The organism is Streptomyces sp. NPDC001153 (assembly GCF_053598315.1).
Genome location: NZ_JBSFJZ010000126.1, coordinates 1 through 2,519, shown reverse-complemented (window position 1 = coordinate 2,519; position 2,519 = coordinate 1). Strand labels below are relative to the sequence as shown.

General features: G+C 70.2%; 2 protein-coding genes. One reads left to right on the top strand and one right to left on the bottom strand.

Annotated elements, in window-relative coordinates; translation table 11 throughout:
* Positions 1–91 precede the first annotated feature (91 nt).
* Complete coding sequence (locus tag ACWDEN_RS48025; RefSeq protein ID WP_450864453.1) at positions 92–760, bottom strand: hypothetical protein; 669 nt, start codon at positions 758–760, stop codon at positions 92–94.
* A 784-nt stretch (positions 761–1,544) separates the two neighbouring features.
* On the opposite strand from ACWDEN_RS48025, the gene ACWDEN_RS48020 reads away from it, so the two are divergent.
* Positions 1,545–2,339 (top strand): hypothetical protein, encoded by a 795-nt coding sequence (locus ACWDEN_RS48020; RefSeq protein ID WP_351623387.1) that lies wholly within the window; start codon positions 1,545–1,547, stop codon positions 2,337–2,339.
* Positions 2,340–2,519 lie beyond the last annotated feature (180 nt).

Below are 2,519 nucleotides of genomic sequence, written 5' to 3'. Positions count from 1 at the left end.
TACACAACCTCGTCCTCACGGGATAGGAGCAGACCCCACCGGTCGGCCCACCGCGCCCCCAACCCGTGGAAGATCGTTTACGGGACAACCCTTAGTCGAGGGTGAGCAGGATCGCCACCGTGTTGCCCTCGGCGTCCAGGCACTCGGTCGTATTGGAGCCGTCCGGGTCGGCCAGGACGCCCAGTACAGTGCCGGCGCCGTCCTCGTCCGGGATCATCAGCCAGCCGTTCGCGAAATCGCCCTCGACCGGCTCCACCGGCCAGTCGGCCGGGTCCACCGAGGCACGCTGGAGCATGTCGCGGAGATTCTCCAGCCTCCAGGTGCTGCCCTCGGCAGCGCGGGCGTGCAAGGTCGCCCAGGCACGCTTGAGTATCCCTGTGCCCGGCTCGATCCAGGTCCTGCTGGGGTTCGCGTGCACCACGGCCAGACCGGACGGGGTCGCCACGCGGTCGCCCCAGTCCTGTGTCCGGACCGGGACGCTCTCGCCAGGGTGTACCAGGACCGCCACCGGGGCCCCTGGTGCCTTCTCGCGGGCGATCAGGTAGACCGGCGTGCCGCCGGGCCGCATCGGGAAGCCCCCGCCCTCCGGCCCCAGCGGGTCGTAGATCGTGCCGTCGCCTGCGGCCCCCCGGATCAGACCGAGCCGCTCGATCCGCCAGCCCTCGAGGGTCCGCACACCCTCGGACTGATCGATCAGGGCCGTGCTCAGCGCGGGCATGAACTCGTACTCGTCCTCGAACTCGTCATCGTCGTAGGACATTCGATCACTTCCCGAAGTCGTAGTTGCCAGGGAGCGTAGACCGTGGCACCGACACGCCGGTGGCCGCCCCGGGGCAGAGCCGCGGCGTCGGCCGGACCCACCGATAGCCGCATCGCGCGAGGTGATTTGACCGGCTGCCCGGAAAGACCAGACCGACCCGGGCCGACCTGGACACCTTCTCCCGCACACACGGCGACGGGCGCGCACACTGCGGGAAGTCCCCGATGCCGTACAGCAGGATGGAGCGGATGCTGCGGGAATTAGCGGCTCGCTGAAATTCCCCACTTCGTTTAACACCAGACCGACTGGGGTGACGAGCACCCCTGGCCGTTTTCGAGGCTCTGTCCGCAGTTCCGTGAGTCCCCAGGTCAGGGGCGGGAACGGGGGATCGTTTCAGCAGGGTGTTTCCTGCCGTGGCGAGCAAGACGGTCGAGGATGTGCTGTTTCCCGGGATCGATGTGCGGGTGGAGCGGGTGAACGGCTCCTCCAGCGTCCTGGTGGTGGAGGCGGTGTCGACGGCTCGTCCGGGCCGGTGCCCGGACTGCGGGAATCAGGCGAGGCGCGATGTACCAACGAACCCTGGACGAGCGGCCGTTGGGTCCTCGCAGGTCATAGTCCGGCTGCGGGTGCGCCGGTATTTCTGCGACCGGAAGAGCTGTTCCCGCAAGACGCTCGTCAAGCAGGTGCCGGGCCTGTCCGAGCGGCACCGCCGCTCGAGCACCGGGCTGACAGGCTGGCTACGGTCGATCGCGATCGAGCTCGGCGGGCGTCCGGCCGCCCGACTATGCCGACGTCTGCGGATGACCGCGGGCCGGACCCGGCTGAGCCCGTCGACGACCTGGTGGCGAAGCTGCGCCGCTACCACGAGTGGTTCGAGCTTCTGGCACCGAAGGCCGACACGAACCAGGAGAAGGCAGCCCGCTCGCACGGAGGACCGGCGGTGCACGCCTTCCGGCTCTGGTCGCGCCTCTACCCGGCGACCGGACGGGAGGGCTACGTCCCGGTGGCGTTCGTGTTCACCGGGAAGAGCGCCGCGCAGCGCGAGAGCCGGATACGGCGCCTGGAGCAGGCCGCCCGCGCCTACTTCGCCGGCGCCCCCTATCCGGGGAGGGAGGCGGGCATCACGGCCGTCGACTACCACCAGGTGGTGCCCGTGGTCGTCACGGAGCTGGAGCGGATCACCGCCGACCCGGCCGGGGCGGCCGGAGCGGTGTGGCGCAGGCTGGGGCGGGATGAGTGGCAGACGCTGCACGAGGCTCTGGACAACCCTGACGGCGACCGGCTGTATGCCGTCCAGTACGAGCAGGCGCGCCGCCGCCGGGCGGAGCGCGAGGCTGCGGAACGTGAGGCGCAGCGGCCGGTGTGCACCGCTTGCGGCCAGAAGTTCACCGACGACCGCTGGAACGCCGTACGGGGACGGTGGAAGACCGGGACCGACGGCCTGTGCTGGCCGTGCCTGGATGCGCACCGCGAACGGACCGAGGCCGAACGCGCCGCGCGACGCCAGGCGGAAGAGGAAGCCGCCGCCTGCGCGGAAGCGGGGGCGAACAGGTCCCGCGGCCTCTTCCGCCGCCGCTGACCCGACCAGCCTGCGGCACGCCGTGGTCGGGCCTGTGGTCGCACCCCGACCACAGGCCCGACCATGCTGCCGAGGTGCCGACCAGGCTAGGGCCTGTGTGATGTTGTGATCAGGTAGTTGCCTTCAGGAGGTCGTTGATCCAGATCATCGAGGCACGGAGGTGGAGGCCGGCGAGGTAGC

Excerpts from the sequence above, each read along its gene's own strand:
- ACWDEN_RS48020 (WP_351623387.1), top strand. The coding sequence starts at position 1,545 with ATGCCGACGTCTGCGGATGACCGCGGGCCGGACCCGGCTGAGCCCGTC.
- ACWDEN_RS48025 (WP_450864453.1), bottom strand. The coding sequence starts at position 760 with ATGTCCTACGACGATGACGAGTTCGAGGACGAGTACGAGTTCATGCCC.